At 58.8% G+C, this 17,493-nt stretch carries 15 protein-coding genes; 4 read left to right on the top strand and 11 right to left on the bottom strand.

Features of this window, described 5'->3' with window-relative positions; translation table 11 throughout:
* Positions 1-5 precede the first annotated feature (5 nt).
* Genes ACWKWM_RS15470 through ACWKWM_RS15460 form a run of 3 tightly spaced genes read right to left on the bottom strand, consistent with a single transcriptional unit; the run spans position 6 to position 3,077 of the window.
* Positions 6-872, bottom strand: coding sequence for a carbohydrate ABC transporter permease (locus ACWKWM_RS15470; protein WP_483846976.1), 867 nt, complete (start codon positions 870-872; stop codon positions 6-8).
* Positions 865-1,983, bottom strand: a complete 1,119-nt coding sequence (locus tag ACWKWM_RS15465) for an ABC transporter ATP-binding protein (RefSeq protein WP_483846975.1) — start codon at positions 1,981-1,983, stop codon at positions 865-867. The genes ACWKWM_RS15470 and ACWKWM_RS15465 overlap by 8 nt, the downstream gene beginning before the upstream one ends.
* The gene (locus tag ACWKWM_RS15460; protein WP_483846974.1) at positions 1,983-3,077 is read right to left on the bottom strand and encodes an ABC transporter ATP-binding protein; all 1,095 of its coding nucleotides are present in this window, start codon (positions 3,075-3,077) and stop codon (positions 1,983-1,985) included. The genes ACWKWM_RS15465 and ACWKWM_RS15460 overlap by 1 nt, the downstream gene beginning before the upstream one ends.
* 335 nt (positions 3,078-3,412) lie before the next feature.
* Between ACWKWM_RS15460 and ACWKWM_RS15455 the strand changes: the two genes are divergently transcribed.
* On the top strand, positions 3,413-5,263 hold the full coding sequence (locus ACWKWM_RS15455; protein ID WP_483846973.1) for a sigma-54-dependent Fis family transcriptional regulator: 1,851 nt from the start codon (positions 3,413-3,415) through the stop codon (positions 5,261-5,263).
* 146 nt (positions 5,264-5,409) lie between these two features.
* Here the strand turns inward: ACWKWM_RS15455 and cysS are convergent, their stop codons facing one another.
* Both cysS and ACWKWM_RS15445 read right to left on the bottom strand, forming a co-directional pair.
* Positions 5,410-6,792 (bottom strand): cysteine--tRNA ligase, encoded by a 1,383-nt coding sequence (gene cysS / locus ACWKWM_RS15450; protein WP_483846972.1) that lies wholly within the window; start codon positions 6,790-6,792, stop codon positions 5,410-5,412.
* Positions 6,793-6,816: 24 nt separating this feature from the next.
* Positions 6,817-8,511: a glutamine--tRNA ligase/YqeY domain fusion protein gene (locus ACWKWM_RS15445; protein WP_483846971.1), complete on the bottom strand. Its 1,695-nt coding sequence runs from the start codon at positions 8,509-8,511 to the stop codon at positions 6,817-6,819.
* Between the two features lie 158 nt (positions 8,512-8,669).
* On the opposite strand from ACWKWM_RS15445, the gene ACWKWM_RS15440 reads away from it, so the two are divergent.
* Together ACWKWM_RS15440 and lpxH are read left to right on the top strand one after the other, a co-directional pair.
* Entirely contained in the window at positions 8,670-9,173 is a 504-nt protein-coding gene (locus ACWKWM_RS15440; RefSeq protein ID WP_483846970.1) for a peptidylprolyl isomerase, read from the top strand.
* On the top strand, positions 9,170-9,898 hold the full coding sequence (gene lpxH / locus ACWKWM_RS15435) for a UDP-2,3-diacylglucosamine diphosphatase (RefSeq protein WP_483846969.1): 729 nt from the start codon (positions 9,170-9,172) through the stop codon (positions 9,896-9,898). The genes ACWKWM_RS15440 and lpxH overlap by 4 nt, the downstream gene beginning before the upstream one ends.
* Positions 9,899-10,062: 164 nt before the next feature.
* Here the strand turns inward: lpxH and ACWKWM_RS15430 are convergent, their stop codons facing one another.
* From ACWKWM_RS15430 to ACWKWM_RS15410, 5 genes are all read right to left on the bottom strand, one after another.
* A complete protein-coding gene (locus ACWKWM_RS15430) occupies positions 10,063-11,598 on the bottom strand; it encodes a DHA2 family efflux MFS transporter permease subunit (protein ID WP_483846968.1) in 1,536 nt (511 codons plus the stop codon).
* A gap of 63 nt (positions 11,599-11,661) precedes the next feature.
* Entirely contained in the window at positions 11,662-12,930 is a 1,269-nt protein-coding gene (locus tag ACWKWM_RS15425) for an EmrA/EmrK family multidrug efflux transporter periplasmic adaptor subunit (protein WP_483846967.1), read from the bottom strand.
* Between the two features lie 10 nt (positions 12,931-12,940).
* The gene (locus ACWKWM_RS15420) at positions 12,941-14,437 is read right to left on the bottom strand and encodes an efflux transporter outer membrane subunit (protein WP_483846966.1); all 1,497 of its coding nucleotides are present in this window, start codon (positions 14,435-14,437) and stop codon (positions 12,941-12,943) included.
* Positions 14,434-14,907 carry a MarR family winged helix-turn-helix transcriptional regulator gene (locus tag ACWKWM_RS15415; RefSeq protein ID WP_483846965.1) on the bottom strand — a complete coding sequence of 158 codons (474 nt, stop codon included), beginning with the start codon at positions 14,905-14,907 and terminating at the stop codon, positions 14,434-14,436. Before ACWKWM_RS15415 ends, ACWKWM_RS15420 begins: the two co-directional genes overlap by 4 nt.
* 324 nt (positions 14,908-15,231) lie before the next feature.
* Positions 15,232-15,843, bottom strand: a complete 612-nt coding sequence (locus ACWKWM_RS15410) for a MiaE family protein (protein WP_483846964.1) — start codon at positions 15,841-15,843, stop codon at positions 15,232-15,234.
* 194 nt (positions 15,844-16,037) lie between these two features.
* Between ACWKWM_RS15410 and ACWKWM_RS15405 the strand changes: the two genes are divergently transcribed.
* Positions 16,038-16,916: a universal stress protein gene (locus ACWKWM_RS15405; RefSeq protein ID WP_483846963.1), complete on the top strand. Its 879-nt coding sequence runs from the start codon at positions 16,038-16,040 to the stop codon at positions 16,914-16,916.
* An 80-nt stretch (positions 16,917-16,996) separates the two neighbouring features.
* On the opposite strand, the gene ACWKWM_RS15400 is transcribed toward ACWKWM_RS15405, so the two are convergent.
* Entirely contained in the window at positions 16,997-17,476 is a 480-nt protein-coding gene (locus tag ACWKWM_RS15400) for a DUF1289 domain-containing protein (RefSeq protein WP_483836162.1), read from the bottom strand.
* Positions 17,477-17,493: the final 17 nt, after the last annotated feature.

Below are 17,493 nucleotides of genomic sequence, written 5' to 3'. Positions count from 1 at the left end.
GCTCCTCAATTCTTTTCGCCGTGGGTCATGGCGGTATAAAACACCCACGACACCAACAGAATGATCAGGAAGTACACCAGCGAGAATGCCGCCGCCGGGCCCAGGTCGAATTGACCCAGTGCCATGGTAGTCAGGGTCTGGCTGAGGAAGGTGGTCGAGTTACCCGGCCCGCCGCCGGTGAGCACGAACGGCTCGGTGTAGATCATGAAGCTGTCCATGAAGCGCAGCATTACCGCGATCAGCAGCACGCTCTTCATCTTCGGCAGCTGAATGTGACGGAACACCGCCCAGCTCGACGCCCGATCGATGCGCGCCGCCTGGTAATACACATCCGGAATCGCCCGTAAGCCGGAATAGGCGAGCAGCGCCACCAGCGAGGTCCAGTGCCAGACGTCAATGATCAGCACCGTCACCCAGGCGTCCGACGCGTTGGCTGCGTAGTTGTAACTGATGCCCAGCACGTTATTGAGAAACCAGCCCAGCAGGCCGATATCGCCACGGCCGAAGATCTGCCAGATGGTGCCGACCACGTTAAAGGGGATCAGCAGTGGAATAGTCATGACGATCAGGCACAGCGACGACCAGCGCCCCTTGGTCGGCATGGTCAGCGCGATACCAATTCCCAGCGGGATTTCGATAAGCAGCACACAGGCCGAATAGATGAACTGGCGCAGCAGCGAGTCATGGAGACGCGGGTCCTGCAGTACTTGCTTGAACCAGTCGGTGCCGACGAAGTAGCGGCTGGACTGGTCGAAGATGTCCTGCACCGAATAGTTGACCACGGTCATCATCGGAATGATGGCGCTGAACGCCACCAGCAAGAACACTGGCATCACCAACCACCAGGCCTTGTTGTTCTGCACCTTACTCATGGGGCACCTCGCTCTGCGCATTGGCTTCGAGCAGATAATCGTCGGCATACAGCATCAGCCACTGACCGGGAAAGCTGATCCAGGCCTGGCCTTGCGGCACCGGTTTGTCTTCGGGAATGCGGACCTTGAGCAACTGGCCGGCCAGTTTCAGGGTGAGAATCTTGTAGGTGCCCAGATCCTCGACGTAGGTCACGTCGGCGCACATCGCGTCGTCGTAAGGACCGTCCCAGAGGTGCACGAACTCCGGACGAATGCCGACTTTCAGGCTGCTCCACTGGGTCGAAGCCAGGCGTTGCTGCAAGCCTTCAGACAGCGGCAAATGTATGTCGCCGAACCCTACGCCACCCGGTTGCGGGGTGACTTCGATCAGGTTCATGCCGGGGCTGCCGATGAAGTAACCGACAAAGGTGTGCCTGGGTTTTTCGAACAATTCGCGCGGAGTACCGAACTGCACGATCTGGCCGCCGAACATCACCGCGATTTTGTCGGCGAAGGTCGAGGCTTCGAGCTGATCGTGGGTGACGTAGACCATCGTGATGTTGAACTGCTCGTGGATCTGCTTGAGCTTGCGTCGCAGTTTCCACTTCAGATGCGGGTCGATCACGGTCAGCGGTTCGTCGAACAGGATCGCCGATACGTCATCTCGAACCAGTCCACGGCCCATTGAGACTTTCTGCTTCTCATCGGCGGTGAGGTTCTTGGCTTTCTTTTTCAGCAGCGGTTGCAGGTCCAGGACGTCAGCGATTTCCCCGACTTTTGTCTGAATCTTCTTTTCGTCCATGCCCTGATTGCGCAGCGGGAACGCCAGGTTGTCGTACACCGTCATGGTGTCGTAGACCACCGGAAACTGGAAAACCTGCGCGATATTGCGCTGCTCGGGAGACATGGTGTTGACGACTGTGGAGTCGAACATTACCTGGCCTTCAGACGGACTGAGCAGGCCGGAGATGATATTGAGCAGGGTCGATTTCCCACAGCCGGAAGGACCCAGCAGCGCGTACGCCCCGCCCTGCTCCCAGATGTGGCTCATCTCGCGAATCGCATAATCTTCAGGCCCGCTCGGCGTGGCGCTGTAACTATGGGCGAGGTTTTGCAAGCGAATCTCAGCCATCAGGCAACCCTCGCCATGCGCAGGCCCGGTGCCTGAATCAGGCGGCCCTGCTGATCGAACACGAATAATTTGTGCGTCGGGATATACACGCGGATCGACGCATCAACGTCATAGGCGTGCACGCCCGGCAAATGCAGCACCAGTGAGAAATGCTCATTGCGCACATGAAGGAAGGTTTCCGAACCGCTGATTTCAGCCAGTTCAACGGTCACCGCCAATTCCAGATCGTCGTCGTTGGACGGCACAAGGCTCAGGTGGCTCGGACGCACGCCAAAGCGGTAGTCGCCATCGCCGATGTTGCGCAGATCGACGTTGAGCGGGAAGTGCACGAAATTGGCGAAGCTGACTTCGTTGCCTTCTATACGCCCCGGCATCAGATTGATCGGCGGCTCGGAGAACAGCTCGGCGGCCAGCACGGTTTTCGGCTGGTGATACACCTCCGGCGTCCTGCCGCTCTGAATCACCCGGCCTTCGTGGAGAATGGTGGTTGTGCCGCCCAGCGCCAGCGCTTCGTTGGGTTCGGTGGTGGCGTAGATGGCGATGGTGTGGCGCGCTTCGAACAGCAGGCGCATCTCTTGGCGCAGCTCTTCGCGCAGCTTGTAGTCCAGGTTAACCAGAGGCTCATCGAACAGAATCAGCTCGGCGTCCTTGACCAGCGCGCGAGCCATGGCCGTGCGCTGCTGCTGACCACCGGAGAGTTCGAGGGGGTAACGGGTGAGGAATTTTTCAATCCGCAGCATTTTTGCGGTTTCCAGAACCTTGCTCTGGATTTCCTCTTTCGAGACACCGGCCTGACGCAGTGGGGAGGCGATGTTGTCGAAAACGGTCATGCTCGGATAGTTGATGAATTGTTGGTACACCATCGAAACGTTGCGATGACGCACCGCAACCTTGGTGACATCTTTGCCATTCATCAGTACTCGGCCGCTGTCCGGCTTGTCCAGCCCGGCCATCAGGCGCATCAGGCTGGTTTTGCCTGATAAGGTGCGCCCCAGCAATACGTTGAATGAGCCAGGTTCGAAGCTCAGCGAAGCATCATCGATCCAGATCTGACCGTCGACTGCGCGGCTGACGTGCTCAAGCGTGAGAGACATGGCGTGCCCTTTCTCAGTTCTTATTAGAGTTATGCATTTCAAGTCGCAACGTTCGTCGACCCGAATGTTGGATAGCGACAATCGTGCCAAGCGGGCTGCAGTCACCCTCGCTGAGCCATGAACCCCGGGCTAGAGCCTCCGGCGTCTGTCATGTGTAATTTTGATATTCGTTGCTGAACAAAAATGAACAGTAAACACTGAACACCTGAACAAAATGAACATTGACTTTGAACAATCCTGAACAACAATGGATGAACGTTCCGAGCACGGATGCTCATGCAAGCCGCTGACAGAAAAGAAAGCTAAAAAAATAATAAGCTCTCGGACTCCTACCCATGGCCCTACCTGGCATCCCCAGCAATCACGACACCATCATTCAGGATTCATGGGCACGCTGCCGTGAGTTCGGTCTGGACCACCAGTCGCGTCCGGCGTTCGGCCAATTGCCCGAGCAGCAGGTCACTCAATTGCTGGAGCGCCACCACTCGCTGGTGCAGACCACCCACCAGCAAGTTTTGCCGTTCTACGAAAACATCCTCAGTAACTCCAATTGTCTGATCCTGCTCGCCGACCAACAGGGCCAGGTGCTGAATTCCTGGGGCACCAAGCGCTTCGTTGAACCGGCGCAGAGCCTGGGTTTCGTGCCGGGCGCAACCTGGGTCGAGCAAGCCACCGGCACCAACGCGATTGGCACGGCGCTGGCCTGCGAACAGGCTGTGCACATTGAACACGATGAGCACTTTCTCAAGGCCAACCGTTTCATGACCGGTTCCGCCGCGCCGATTTTCGACGCCAGCCGCCGCATGATTGCCGTGCTCGACGTCTCCAGCGACAGCTTCCTGCCGCCGTCCCACACGTTGGGGATGGTGAAGATGATGAGCCAGACCATCGAAAACCGGCTGATCCTCGACCAGTTCCAACACAGTTACTTTCAGCTCACCTTCAACACCGGACTGAACAACCTCGACAGTCAGTGGGCGGGTTTATTGGTGTTCGACGAAAGCGGCCAGATCCTCTGCGCCAACCGCCGCGCGGACAATCTGCTGGGCGTTAGCCTGTTGCGGGTGAACATTGAGGACCTGTTCAAGGCGCCGGTTTCCCAGTTGCTCGATCAACCGGAAGGTCAGCCGTTCGCGCTTCAGGCGTCGGGGCATAACCGTTTTCATTGCCTGCTGAAACGGCCCAAAGCTCAGGTTGTGCAACTGCGCACTGTACCTGCTGCGAGGAAACCGAGCGTCGGCGAATCCGCTGGATTGGCAGCTCTGGGCTTTGGCGACGAAAAAGTCGCCAAAGCGGCGCGCCAGGCGCAGCGATTGCTGGAAAAAAATGTGCCGCTGTTGATCCACGGCGAAACCGGCGTGGGCAAAGAGGTGTTCGTCAAAGCCCTGCACCAGGCCAGCTCCCGCGCGCAGCAGCCGCTGATTGCCGTCAATTGCGCGGCAATCCCGTCTGAACTGGTGGAGGCCGAACTGTTCGGTTACGAGAAAGGTGCGTTCACTGGCGCTCACCACAAAGGCAGCATCGGGCTGATTCGCAAGGCGGATAAGGGCACGTTGTTTCTCGATGAGATTGGCGACATGCCGTTGCCGGTTCAGGCGCGGCTGTTGCGGGTTTTGCAGGAGCGCTGCGTGCAGCCACTTGGCAGCAGTGAGCTGTATCCGGTGGACATCCGGGTGATTTCTGCGACCCACTGTTCACTGCGGGAACAGGTGCAGAGCGGGCATTTCCGCCAGGATTTGTATTACCGCATCAGCGGCCTGAATCTTGAATTGCCCCCCTTGCGTGAACGAACCGACAAAATCGCGCTGGTGCACACCCTCTGGGAGCAACACCGCGAGCCCCAACAGACGGCCGGTTTTGATGCGCAGGTCATGGCGCTGTTCGAACGTCACCCGTGGCCGGGTAATTTGCGTCAGTTGAGTAATGTCATTCAGGTGGCACTGGCGTTGGCGGATGACGATGTGATTTCTGCCGAGCATCTGCCGGAGGATTTTTTCGCCGATCTGGAAATGGACAGCGAATTGTCGCAGCCCGTTGAAGCGCTGAACGCCAAGGCGATTCTGGCTTCGGCGGAGGATTTAAATGAGTTGTTGCAGGAGAGCGGCGGGAATATCTCGCACCTGGCCAAGCGGTTGGGAGTGAGCAGGAATACGCTTTATAAGCGGCTGCGTGAGCAGGGGTTTTGATTGATTGGATCGCTTGGAAGCCGTCAGCGACTGGTTTGACGTCTTCGCGGACAGGTCCGCTCCCACGGTTGGAATGCAATTCAACCTGTGGGAGCGGACCTGTCCGCGAAGGGGCCGTCAGATGCGGCAGAGATTCAGTAGCCTGACTAGTCAGCCAAACGCCACGTCGTCACGCCCTTCCCGTCTTCCAGCACCACGCCCATGGCCGTGAGCTGGTCACGGATGCGGTCTGATTCGGCCCAGTTCTTGTCGGTGCGTGCTTGCAGACGCGCCTGAATCAGCGCTTCCACTTCGGCCGCATCCACTCGCCCTTCGGCGCCTGCGCGCAGAAAGTAGTCAGACTCCAGCTGCAAAACACCCAAGACACTGGCCAGTTGCTTCAAGCGCGCAGCCAGACCAGCCGCAGCGTTGAGGTCGGTCTCACGAAGACGATTGATTTCGCGCACCATCTCGAACAGCACCGCGCAGGCTTCCGGCGTACCAAAGTCATCATTCATCGCCGCCGTGAAACGCTCGACGAACGCCTCGCCACCCGCAGGCTCAGCAACCGGCAAGCCACGCAGCGCGTGGTAAAAACGCTCCAGCGCCGACTTTGATTCCTTCAGGCTGTCTTCGGAATAGTTGATCGCGCTGCGGTAGTGGCTCGACACCAGCAGGTAACGCACCACTTCTGGCTGATACTTTTCAAGCACGTCGCGAATGGTGAAGAAGTTGTTCAAGGACTTGGACATCTTCTCGCCATTGATGCGGATCATGCCGCAGTGCATCCAGGCATTGGCGTAGGTCTTGCCGGTGGCCGCTTCGCTCTGGGCGATTTCGTTTTCATGGTGCGGAAACTCAAGGTCGCTGCCGCCGCCATGAATGTCGAACGTCTCACCCAGGCAGCAGGTGGACATCACCGAGCACTCGATGTGCCAGCCCGGACGCCCCGGCCCCCAGGGCGATTCCCAGCTTGGCTCGCCCGGCTTGACGCCTTTCCACAGCACGAAATCCAGCGGATCGTCCTTGGACTCGTCGACTTCGATACGCGCGCCGATGCGCAGATCTTCGATCTTCTTGCGCGAGAGCTTGCCGTAGCCGAGGAATTTTCCGACGCGGTAGTACACGTCACCATTGCCCGGCGCGTAGGCATAGCCCTTGTCGATCAGACTCTGGATCATGTCGTGCATGCCGCCGATGTAATCAGTGGCACGCGGCTCCATGTCCGGCTTGAGGATGTTCAGGCGCGCTTCGTCCTCGTGCATTGCGTCGATCATGCGCGCGGTCAGGGCATCGAACGCTTCGCCGTTTTCACGGGCGCGATTGATGATCTTGTCGTCGATGTCGGTGATGTTGCGCACGTAGGTCAGGTCGTAGCCGCTGAAACGCAACCAGCGGGTCACCAGATCGAAGGCCACCATGCTGCGGCCGTGGCCCAGGTGGCAGTAGTCGTACACGGTCATCCCGCAGACGTACAGGCGCACCTTGTTGCCGTCCAGCGGCTTGAACACTTCTTTGCTCTTGGTGAGCGTGTTGAAAATCGAAAGCACTGTCTGCCCCTTACCGATACAGCATCAAGTCCACGAATCGCGCAGCGTGACTGTGCGATTGAATACCGGCTGACCGGGTTTCGAGTCCTTGATGTCCGCGCAGAAATAACCCTCGCGTTCGAACTGGAAACGGTCTTCCGGTTGAGCTTCGCCCAACGACGGCTCGGCGCGACAACCGGTCAGCACTTGCAGTGAATCCGGGTTGATGTTGTCCAGAAAGGTTGCACCGTCTTCGGCTTTTTCCGGGTTGGCCGAGCGGAACAGGCGATCGTACAGACGCACTTCACACTCGATGCTTTCAGCGGCCGGCACCCAGTGCACAACGCCCTTGACCTTGCGGCCTTCGGGGTTTTTGCCCAGGGTTTCCGGGTCGTACGAGCAACGCAGTTCGACGATGTTGCCATCGGCGTCCTTGATCGCTTCGTCGGCGCGGATCACGTAGCTGCCACGCAGGCGCACTTCGCCGTTTGGCTCCAGACGCTTGTAGCCTTTTGGCGGCTCTTCCATGAAGTCATCACGGTCGATGTAGATTTCGCGGGAGAACGGCAGCTTGCGTACGCCCAGTTCTTCTTTTTGCGGATGACGCGGCAGTTCGAGGTGATCGACCTGGCCTTCCGGGTAGTTAGTTATCACGACTTTCAACGGACGCAGTACGCACATGGCACGCGGCGCGTTGTGATCCAGGTCCTGACGGATGCTGAATTCGAGCATGCCGAAGTCAACCACGCCGTCGGAACGGTTGGTGCCGATCATGTCGCAGAAATTGCGGATCGATTCAGGCGTATAGCCACGGCGGCGGAAACCCGACAGCGTCGACATGCGCGGGTCGTCCCAGCCATGTACGTGCTTTTCATCGACCAGTTGCTTGAGCTTGCGCTTGCTGGTGATGGTGTAGTTCAGGTTCAGCCGCGAGAATTCGTACTGACGCGGTTTGCTCGGCACCGGCAGGTTGTCGAGGAACCAGTCGTACAACGGACGATGGCTTTCGAACTCCAGGGTGCAGATTGAGTGCGTGATGCCTTCGATGGCGTCGGACTGACCGTGGGTGAAGTCGTAGATCGGGTAGATGCACCACTTGTCACCGGTCTGGTGGTGATGGGCATGACGAATGCGGTAAAGAATAGGATCGCGCAGGTTCATGTTCGGCGACGCCATGTCGATCTTGGCGCGCAGCACGCGGGCGCCGTCTTCGAACTCACCGGCCTTCATGCGGGCGAACAGGTCCAGGTTTTCCTCGACGCTGCGCTCGCGGAACGGGCTGTTCTTGCCCGGCTCAGTCAGGGTGCCACGGTATTCGCGGGCCTGTTCGGGGGTCAGGTCATCGACATAAGCCTTGCCCGATTTGATCAGCTCGACCGCCCAGTCGTGCAATTGATCGAAGTACTGCGAGGCATAACGCACCTCGCCTGACCACTCGAAGCCCAACCACTTGACGTCGCTTTCGATGGCGTCGATGTATTCCTGGTCTTCCTTGGCCGGGTTGGTGTCATCGAAGCGCAGATGCGTCACACCGCCGAATTCCTGAGCCAGACCGAAGTTGACGCAGATCGACTTGGCGTGACCGATGTGCAGGTAGCCGTTGGGCTCCGGCGGAAAGCGGGTCACGATCTGGGTGTGCTTGCCCGAGTCCAGGTCTGCCTGAACGATCGGGCGCAGGAAGTTGGTTGGAATTGCAGGGCCTGCCTTTGAATTCGCAGCGGCGTCAGTGGGCTTGCTCATAGGATCCTTGAACGTACTTGTCGCGGCCAGGGTAGGCCGACTAAATCAAAGCGCTTATCATAGCCGAACCTGTCAAGCCCCTGACAGCACGCAGTGACAAAACTGCAGTGGCTTGTGCAAAGAACCGTCCAATACGAATTGAAAAGAGCGAACGACCCATGTCCAACGTCAAACTGACCACCAATCACGGCGACATCGTTGTGCAACTGAACGCTGAAAAAGCGCCATTGACCGTCGCCAACTTCATCGAATACGTCAAAGCCGGCCATTACGAAAACACCATTTTCCACCGCGTTATCGGCAACTTCATGGTCCAGGGCGGTGGTTTTGAGCCGGGCATGAAAGAGAAGAAAGACAAGCGCCCAAGCATTCAGAACGAAGCCGACAACGGCCTGCCGAACAAGAAGTACAGCGTGGCCATGGCCCGCACCATGGAGCCGCATTCAGCCTCCGCGCAGTTTTTTATCAACGTCGCTGACAATAGCTTCCTTAACCACAGCGCCAAGACCGTGCAGGGCTGGGGCTATGCGGTATTCGGCGAAGTCATCGAAGGCACCGAGATCGTCGACAAGATCAAAGCTGTCGCCACCACGTCCAAAGCCGGTCATCAGGACGTGCCCGCCGAAGATGTGATCATCGAGAAAGCCGAGATCGTTGGGTGATATTGCTGATCTCCGATCTGCATCTGGAAGAGCAACGCCCGGACATTACCCGGGCGTTTCTGGATCTGCTGGAAGGCCGCGCCCGTGAGGCCGAATCGCTGTACATTCTTGGCGATTTTTTTGAAGCCTGGATTGGCGATGACGCGATGTCGCCCTTCCAGCGTTCGATCTGTGAAGCCCTGCGCGTCTTGAGCGACAGCGGCACGCAGATATTTCTCATGCACGGCAATCGCGACTTCATGCTCGGTAAAGCGTTTTGCAAGGCGGCGGGTTGCACCTTGTTGCCCGATCCGAGTGTGGTGCAGTTCAACGGCGAACCAGTGCTGCTGATGCACGGTGACAGCCTGTGCACTCGCGACGAAGCCTATCAGCGCATGCGCCGTTACCTGCGTAACCCGGTCATGTTATGGGTCCTGCGCCATCTGCCCTTGGGCACGCGGCATAAACTGGCGCGCAAACTGCGCAGCGAAAGCAAGACGCAAACTCGCATGAAGGCCAACGACATTGTCGACGTGACCCCGGAAGAAGTGCCGCGGATCATGAGCGAGTTCGGCGTGAAAACCCTGATTCATGGCCACACCCATCGGCCGGCGATTCATAAGCTGCAAATCGGTGAAGACACGGCCCAGCGCATCGTGCTGGGCGACTGGGACAAGCAAGGCTGGACGTTGCAGGTGGACGAGCAGGGATTTGCGCTCAGCGCGTTTGATTTTGTGAACGACTGATCTTTGTTGGAGCGAGGCTTGCCCGCGAAGGCGGTGCGTCAGAGACTGATTCGTCGACTGACACGACCTCTTCGCGGGCAAGCCTCGCTCCAACAAGGGTTCACCTGAATCGCGAACAAGTTCGCTCCTACACAGCCTTTAAAGGACGTGCACCAGCGCCGACCTCAATGCCCGCCCCCACCCGGCGCAGCCTTGGCGCTGAACGGTGGCTTGGCCATCCACACCACCAGGATCAGCGCGAAGAATATCCAGCCCATCATGTAGAAGTAATCCACCGTGGACATCATGTACGCCTGACTGGTGACGAGGCCGTCGAGCTGGGCGTAAGCCTGGTTGCTCGCACCGCCCATGGTGTCCAGCGCGTGCCGGGTCGCCGGATCATAGACACTCACGCTTTCGGTGAGATAGGCGTGATGCTGTTCCGCCCGGCGAATCCAGATCCAGGTGGTCAGCGACGCCGCAAAACTGCCGCCCAGGTTACGCAGGAACGTCGCCAGCCCCGATCCATCAGCGATCTGCGAGGGCGGCAAATCCGACAGCAGGATGCTCAGCGTCGGCATGAAGAACAGCGCAATCCCCGCGCCCATGAACAGCTGGACCATGGCGATGTGCTCAAAATCCACCTGACTGGTGAAGTTCGCGCGCATGAAGCAGCTCAGGCCAATGCCGAAAAACGCGAGCCCGGCCAGCAAGCGCAGGTCGAATCTGGGCGCGTATTTACCCACGAATGGCGACATCAGAACCGGCAATATGCCCAGCGGTGCGACAGCCAATCCGGCGTAAGTCGCCGTATACCCCATTTGCGTCTGCAGCCATTGGGGCAGGATCAGGTTGATCCCGAAAAACCCGGAATAGCCCAGCACCAGACAAATGGTGCCGACGCGGAAATTGCGGAAAGAGAACAGCCTCAAGTTCACCACCGGATGCTCGTCAGTCAGCTCCCAGATCACGAACGCGGCCAGCCCGATAGCCGAGATAACGGTGCCGATGATGATGAAGTTGGACGCGAACCAGTCCAGGTCATTGCCCTTGTCGAGCACAACCTGCAGGGCCCCGACGCCGATGATCAGAGTAATCAGCCCGATATAGTCCATCGGTTGTCGGGTGATGGTCACAGGCCGCGCCGCCATCTGCGTGCGGACCACGATCGCCGCGAACACGCCGATGGGCACGTTGATGAAAAAGATCCAGGGCCAGGCATAACTGTCGGTGATCCAGCCGCCGAGAATCGGCCCGGCAATGGGCGCCGCCACCGTAACCATCGCCAGCAGTGCCAGGGCCATCCCCCTTTTCGCAGGCGGGTAGACCGCGATCAGGAGTGTCTGCGCCATCGGGTAAAGCGGACCTGCCACCAAGCCTTGAAGCACCCGGAACCCGACGAGTTCAGGCATAGAGGTGGAAATCCCGCACAAAAAGGAGGCGATCACGAACAGCAGCGTCGCCCAGATAAAAAGCTTCACTTCGCCGAACCGCCGGCTCAGCCAGCCGGTCAACGGCAATGCGATGGCGTTACTGACCGCGAACGAGGTGATGACCCAGGTGCCCTGGTCCGAACTCACGCCCAGGTTGCCGGAAATCGTCGGCAGAGCGACGTTGGCAATCGTGGTATCGAGCACCTGCATGAAGGTCGCCAGCGACAGGCCAATAGTGCTCAACAGCAGGCTGGGCGGCGTGAAAGAAGCGGGAGCGTCGTTACTCATCGCAAATCCTTTGAAGCTTTAAAGTCGCTCCAGGCAACCGCCCGGAGCGCAGGGACTGGCGAATCAACGCTGCACGGTCTTGCCGGTGGCTGCGCTGTTTTCGTGGATCAGGCGGGCGATCAACGTGTCGGCATCCGCCAGCTGCTTCTCATAGACATTGGTGCTGAACGACGCTTGTTTCGGCGGCTGCTGGGCCAGCACCGGGCCGCTCTGGTCGTGCAAATTCACGTCTACGACCGTCGACAGACCGATGCGCAAGGGGTTCTGCGCCAGTTGATCCGGATTGATGTGAATGCGCACCGGCACCCGTTGCACGATCTTGATCCAGTTACCGGTGGCGTTTTGCGCAGGCAGCAAGGCAAACGCGCTGCCGGTGCCGGCGCCAACGCTGTCCACCGTGCCGTTGTACCTCACGTCGCTGCCGTACAGATCCGCCTCGATGTCTACCGGCTGGCCGATGCGCATCTGGCCGAGCTGAGTTTCCTTGAAGTTGGCGTCGATCCACAGTTGATTGAGCGGGATGACGGCCATCAAAGCAGTCCCCGGCTGAACCCGTTGGCCCAGCTGCACCGTGCGCTTGGCAACGTAACCGGTGACCGGGGCGATCAAGGTGCTGCGCGCGCTATTCAGATAAGCCTGACGAAGCTGCGCGGCGGCCGCCTTCACGTCCGGATGCGACGACACCTGCGTGTCATCCACCAACGCGGTGCTGGTGGCCAGTTGCTGCTGGATGTTGTTCAGAGCGTTTTGCGCGCTGGTCAAATCATCCTTGGCGTGGGACAGCTCTTCTTGGGAAATCGCCCCGCCCGCCGCCAGATTGCGCCGACGGTTGTAGTTGTCCTGCGCTTTCTGCACTTCCGCGCGCTGGGCCGCCAGTTGCGCTTTCATGCCATCGACGTTGCTGTAGAGCCCGCGAACCTGACGCACGGTACGACCCAGATTGGCCTCGGCGCTTTGTTGCGCGACTTCGGCGTCGCTCGGATCGAACTGAATCAGCACCTGACCTTCACGCACCAGGTCGCCATCGTCGGCACCGATGCTGACCACCGTGCCGGTCACTTGCGGGGTGATTTCAACCACGTTGCCGTTGACGTAGGCGTCGTCGGTGCTTTCGTACCAGCGCCCGTAAAACTCGTACCAACCCCAGACGCCCAGACCGCCGAGGATGACGATCAGCACCAGGCCGATGAGCAGCAGCTTGCGCTTACGCGGGTTGGCTTTGGGTTCGCTGTCGGCGGCTTTCGGGTCTTTCTCTGGTGCTGACGCGTTGGCGTCTTTTTGTTCGGGTGCTGCAGGATTTTGTGAACCGTTGTTTTCGGGGGCAGTGGCCATGACAAATACCTTATTGGGTCAGCGACGCAGTGGACTGGGCAGTCGGGGCGGTGTGTTCGCCGGGAGCGCTTGGCGCAAAACCTCCCCCCAGTGCCTGCATCAACTGGATCGACAGATCGATGCGTTCGGCGTTGAGATCCGCCAATTGACGTTGCGATTGCAGAAGTTGTTGTTCGATGGTCAGCACATCGACGTAATTGCCGATGCCCGAGGCGTAGCGCTGCACGCCGGTGCCATAGGACTGCTTGATGACGTCGGTGGCGTGCTGGCGCGCGTCGATCTGAGCGCTGATCGAGCGCAGCTGACCAATGTTGTCGCTGACATCACCTAAGGCCCGCACCAGACTTTTGTTGTACTGGGCCACGGCAAGGTCGTAATCGGCGTCCCGCGCATCAAGGTCGGCACGGCGGCGACCGCCATCGAAAAGCGGAAGCGATATCGTTGGCCCGACATTAAAGAAGCGGCTGGCAGAGCCAAACATCGCGTCACCCAACAACGACTCCACGCCCGCCGAGGCGCTCAAGTTGAGGTTGGGGTAGAAGTTGGTTTTGCTGGCAACGATGTCTTTGCTCGCTGCTTCTACCCGCCAACGCGCGGCGACCAGATCAGGGCGGCGGCCCAGCAGTTCTGCCGGCAGTGAAGACGGTAACGCGACCACCGCTGGTTTCAGAACGTTGGGCCGGCTCAGTTCATCTCCCCGATCAGGGCCTTTGCCCATCAGCACCGCCAGCTGGATCTTCGCCGAACGCAGGCGTTTTTCAGCGTCGACCAAAGACTCTTGCGAGCCTGCGGCCAGGCTTTCGGTTTGCTGGTATTGATATTCGCTGTCGATCCCGGACGTCAGGCGGCGACGCCCCAGTTCGAGCATTTGCGAGGTGCGTTTGAGGTCTTCGGCCGCCAAATCGCGCACGATGTAAGCCTGGCCCAAATCGCTGTAAGCGCGGGCGACATCGGCGGCGACGGTCAATTGCGCGGCTTGCTGATCGATCTGCGAAGCGCGGGCCTGACCCAGTGCCGCTTCCCAGGCTGCACGTTGGCCGCCCCACAGATCGAAGTTGTAATTGAACACTCCCGACAGGGTGCGCACCGTGCCGTAGCGGCCGCCCTGCCCGGTCGGATCCTGCTCGCGATCAAGACGCGAGCGAGTGATCCCGGCATCGGCATCAACGGTGGGCATGCGCTCGGCGTTGGCCGCGTAGGCTTGAGCGTTGGCTTGATGAGTGCGGGCGGCGGCTACTTGCATATCCGGGCTGTCGCGCAGGGCTTCGGTGATCAAGCCGTTGAGCTGTGAATCGCCCAGGGATTTCCACCAGTCACGGGCCGGCCAGGCAGCGGGAGACAAGGCGATACCCTGCAAATTGTTTTCGGCGTGCAGGCTTTTGGCATCCAGCGTGACGCCTTCGGTATTCAGGCCCTTGGAGTTGGCGCATCCGGCCATGATCATGGCAACCAGCACCAGACTTAATGAGGTGCGCAACGCTGAGCCCTGTTTGCGAGATGTGTTCATTTTGCTGCGATCCGCGCCAGAGTAATAGGATCTGCGGAGGCCACCAGAATCTTGGTGAGGATCTTTTCCAGCACCGCCAACTCTTCGCTTTCCAGCACGCCCACCATTTCGTTCATGGCTTTGGCGCCGATCTGGGGCAGCAGGTCCGACAGCTGTTGGCCGTCCTGAGTCAACACCAGTCGCACTTGGCGCCGATCGGCTTCGGAACGCGTCCGGGCAATCAGATCCTTCTGTTCAAGACGGTCCAGCATCCGCGTCATGGAACCGCTGTCGAGGGACAGCATGCGGCACAAATCGGCCGGCGTATCGGCGCCAAACTGAGCCACCATGACCAGCACTTTGAACTGCGGAGCAGTGACGCCGTAGGGGGCGAGATGGGTGTCAAGAATGCGGTTTTTGAGCTGTTCGGTACGGCCAAGCAACATGCCGAGCAAGCTGGAATGAAAAGTTTCAGGCGTGAAGTGCGGCATAAGTCACCAAGTATCTGCCTAGGCAGTGAGTTGGTGAGATATTACTGCCTAGGCAGCTAACTCTTCAATGAAACATTATTTAACATTTGGATTTTCGGACGAGCGTAATTTCGAGACCTTGTAAAAATTTACGGGCGACGGGGAATGGCTTTTGATTCTGGCCGAAGGCGGTAGGAGCCTTGCTTGCAGGCGATCTGACGGAAACCGGCAGCAAACAAGACGAAGCGGTGACTTGATCTTCAAAAATTAAATTATTTGGGGCTGCTTCGCAGCCCATCGTCGGCAAGCCGGACTCCTACGCCTTCGGCAGAAGCCTGGCTCGAGTCAGACGGTGATCGGCACACCGCTATGAAACCGAAAGTCCACGTCCGGGCTTTCGATCAGTTCGCGCTCGGCGAGGCGGATTTCTTCGATCTTGGCGTTGACATCGGCTTCGTCGCCGTAGGTGTACGCCAGCTTGAGGTAGTCCTGAAAATGCCGGGCCTCGGACTTGAGCAGGCTGGCGTAGAACTTGGCCAGATCCTCGTCCAGATGCGGCACCAGCGCGGCGAAACGCTCGCACGAACGGGCCTCAACGATGGCGCCGACCACCAGCGCGTCGGTCAGGCGATAAGGATTGTGGGTACGCACCAGCTTGCGCAACGAACCGGCGTAACGCGCCGAACTGATGTTGGCCATGGGGATGTTTCGTTTCTTGATGATGCCGATCACTTGTTCGAAGTGACGCAGCTCTTCACGGGCCAGACGCGACATTTTGCTCAGCAGATCGAACTTGTCGTTGTACTGAAACATAAACTGAAACGCCGCCCCGGCCGCCTTCTTCTCATTGTTGGCGTGGTCGATCAACAGGATATCCAGGTTGCGCAAAGCCGCCTGCACCCAGCTGTCAGGAGTGGGGCAAAGCAGGAAAGCGTCGACGTCTGGATAGATCTGCATGAGTTCACAATGGCTGGGTAGGCAGGGCCCGGCATTATACGAGGGCTGCGGCACAGGACCAGTGTTGACGGCAAGAAAAGCACTGATGCAGATCAACGCCCCGATTGACGGCAGGCATCTATAGTTAATGAACGTAGGATCTTAGGGCCAAGATGGCTTGACTCAGCAAGGCAAAGCGTTCTGGAGGAATGATCATGTCGTCGATCAAGCGGATCCTGGTGGTGATCGAACCCACTGCCGAAACGGACAAGGTAGACAGTCTGGCCATGCGCCGTGCTTGCCTGATTGCCAATTCCCTCATCGCCGACCTGCATTTACTGATCTGCGATAAACGACAAGACCATTCGGCGCTGCTGACCTCGCTCAAACACAACCTGCAGGCCGAGGACTTCAACGTGACCGCCGAGCAGGCCTGGGATGAAAGCGTCCACCAGACCATCATCAAGGTGCAGCAAAAAGAAGGTTCGGATCTGGTGATCAAGCAGCACTTTGCGGATAACCCGCTGAAAAAAGCCCTGCTCACGCCAGCCGACTGGAAGCTGCTGCGCTACTGCCCGTGCCCGGTGCTGATGGTCAAGACCGACCGCTCATGGAAAGGCGGCGCGGTACTCGCAGCCGTCGATGTAGGCAATCCGGATGGCGAGCACACCGCACTGCACTACACGATTGTCAGCCGTGGCTTTGAGATCGCCGAGATGGCCGGCGGCGAGTTGCATGTGATCACAGCGCACCCCTCGCCGATGCTATCGGCCGCAGACCCGGTGTATCAAATGCCTGATCATGTGGAGAGCAAATACCGCGAGCAGTGCCTGAGGTTTCAGGCTGAATTCGACATTGATGATGCCCATCTGCACATTGCCGAAGGGCCGGCTGACGTGTTGATCCCGTTCACCGCCCATCATCTGCAGGCGGTATTGACGGTTATCGGGACCGTTGGGCGTACCGGCATTTCTGGCGCTTTGATCGGCAACACCGCGGAAGTGGTGCTCGATTCACTGGAAAGCGATGTGTTGGTGATTAAAAGCGAGGAGGTAAAAGCGCATTTGGCTCGGGAGTGGGCGCACAACCTGTAGGAGCGAATTCATTCGCGAGGCGGTGAAGCAGGCAATGGAGATGCGTCGACGGTTCAGGCCCCTCGCGAATGAATTCGCTCCTACAGGGCTTGCTCGCCCATCGCATCCTGCAAAAACCCCGGGGCGATGTAGCGTTCGTAGTGCGCTTCAGACAACAGGAAGAATTCCCGATCAATGGCGTCGCGCAGTTCCGGCAGCGTCCAGTCCCGAAACTCCGGCATCAGCACCATGCCGTACGCTTCCAGCTGATTGATCACCCGTGCGCCACGGGCGATCAATTGGTAAGCCCAGCAATATTCGGATTGATGTGGCACGAAGCGGATTTTGCGCTGTTCCAGTTGCTGGCGCAGTTTGTCCTTATCGAACACCTCAAGCTTGGCGGTCATCACCTGCACCAGCAACTGCTCCAGACGCAACCATACCGCACGCTTGGCGGCTTCATCGTAGCCGTTCCAATGGATGACTTCATGGTGGAAACGCTTGCAGCCACGGCACACCAGATCCCCGTAAACGGTGGAGCAGAGGCCGACGCAAGGGGTCTTGATGGTTTGATTGGACATGGCACACAAACACGGCA

Source organism: Pseudomonas rosaeacicularis, from assembly GCF_057128745.1.
This window is presented reverse-complemented; position numbering and strand designations above follow the sequence as displayed.

Coding starts and splice junctions, on each gene's coding strand:
- ACWKWM_RS15470 (WP_483846976.1), bottom strand. CDS start 872: ATGAGTAAGGTGCAGAACAACAAGGCCTGGTGGTTGGTGATGCCAGTG.
- ACWKWM_RS15465 (WP_483846975.1), bottom strand. CDS start 1,983: ATGGCTGAGATTCGCTTGCAAAACCTCGCCCATAGTTACAGCGCCACG.
- ACWKWM_RS15460 (WP_483846974.1), bottom strand. CDS start 3,077: ATGTCTCTCACGCTTGAGCACGTCAGCCGCGCAGTCGACGGTCAGATC.
- ACWKWM_RS15455 (WP_483846973.1), top strand. CDS start 3,413: ATGGCCCTACCTGGCATCCCCAGCAATCACGACACCATCATTCAGGAT.
- ACWKWM_RS15445 (WP_483846971.1), bottom strand. CDS start 8,511: ATGAGCAAGCCCACTGACGCCGCTGCGAATTCAAAGGCAGGCCCTGCA.
- ACWKWM_RS15440 (WP_483846970.1), top strand. CDS start 8,670: ATGTCCAACGTCAAACTGACCACCAATCACGGCGACATCGTTGTGCAA.
- ACWKWM_RS15430 (WP_483846968.1), bottom strand. CDS start 11,598: ATGAGTAACGACGCTCCCGCTTCTTTCACGCCGCCCAGCCTGCTGTTG.
- ACWKWM_RS15425 (WP_483846967.1), bottom strand. CDS start 12,930: ATGGCCACTGCCCCCGAAAACAACGGTTCACAAAATCCTGCAGCACCC.
- ACWKWM_RS15420 (WP_483846966.1), bottom strand. CDS start 14,437: ATGAACACATCTCGCAAACAGGGCTCAGCGTTGCGCACCTCATTAAGT.
- ACWKWM_RS15415 (WP_483846965.1), bottom strand. CDS start 14,907: ATGCCGCACTTCACGCCTGAAACTTTTCATTCCAGCTTGCTCGGCATG.
- ACWKWM_RS15410 (WP_483846964.1), bottom strand. CDS start 15,843: ATGCAGATCTATCCAGACGTCGACGCTTTCCTGCTTTGCCCCACTCCT.
- ACWKWM_RS15405 (WP_483846963.1), top strand. CDS start 16,038: ATGTCGTCGATCAAGCGGATCCTGGTGGTGATCGAACCCACTGCCGAA.
- ACWKWM_RS15400 (WP_483836162.1), bottom strand. CDS start 17,476: ATGTCCAATCAAACCATCAAGACCCCTTGCGTCGGCCTCTGCTCCACC.